Below are 1,020 nucleotides of genomic sequence, written 5' to 3' on the forward strand. Positions count from 1 at the left end.
CCGCCCGGTCCAGCGGTGCCTTCACCCGGCCGCGCACCGGCGGCCCCGCCTTCCGGCAGAACGACGACGTGGCACGGGCCGTCCTGACCTTCCTCCGGGATCCCGCCGGCCATCGGGACCCTGCGGTCCGTCCGGATCCCGCCGGCCATCGGGACCCTGCCGTCCGTCCGGACCCCACCGACCGTCGGGACCTCGCCGACACGCCCTAGGGCGTGCGCGTGTGGTGTTCCGACTCCTGAACCGAAGCTGAGAGGCCCGACCTTGTCCGCCACCCGACCCCTGCATCTCGCCGCCGAGATCGGCGGTCCGCCGCGGTACGACGCCGCCGACTACGTCGCCCTCGCCCGGCTCGCCGAGCGGGGCGCCCTCGACTTCGTCACCCTCCAGGACTCGTTCACCCGGCCGGGACTCGACGCGCTCGCCGTCCTGTCCCGGGTCGCCCCGGCCACCGAGCGGATCGGGCTGGTCGCGACGGTCACCACCACCCACACCGAGCCGTTCCACGTCTCCTCCGCCGTGGCCACCCTGGACTGGGTGAGCGGCGGCCGGGCCGGCTGGGTGGTCGACGTGTCGACCACCCCCGCGCAGGCCCGGCTCTTCGGCCGCCGCCACGCGGCGCCCGCCGAGGCCGTGTGGCGGGAGGCGGGCGAGGTCGCCGAGGTGGCGGCGCGGCTCTGGGACAGCTGGGAGGACGACGCCGGGATCCGCGACACGTCGACAGGTCGCTTCGTCGACCGCGCCAAGCTCCACCCTGTCGACTTCGAGGGGACGACGTTCAGGGTCCGTGGCCCGGCGACCGTGCCGAGGCCGCCGCAGGGCCACCCCGTCACGGTCGTGGACGCGGCCGGCGAGCACAGCGAGGACATCGCGGCGCGCCACGCGGACGTCGTCCTCCTCAGGGCCACCCGCCCCGAGGAGGCGGCGGGGATCCGCGAGCGGCTCCGCGCCCGCGCCGCCGCCCACGGCCGGCGGCCCGACGCCCTGCGGGTGCTCGCGGCGCTCACGGTCGACCTCGGCGCC

The 1,020-nt window shown here is 77.0% G+C and carries 2 protein-coding genes; both read left to right on the forward strand.

All coding sequences use genetic code 11. The features are described from left to right. On the forward strand, nt 1-209 hold a 209-nt coding region (locus tag GT042_RS39310), incomplete at its 5' end, for a hypothetical protein (protein ID WP_237531074.1). Between the two features lie 52 nt (nt 210-261). Next, the coding region (locus tag GT042_RS22405; protein WP_161310518.1) for an LLM class flavin-dependent oxidoreductase at nt 262-1,020 on the forward strand (759 nt) is incomplete at its 3' end.

It is taken from the genome of Streptomyces sp. SID3212 (genome assembly GCF_009865405.1).
Classification (GTDB): Bacteria; Actinomycetota; Actinomycetes; order Streptomycetales; family Streptomycetaceae; genus Streptomyces.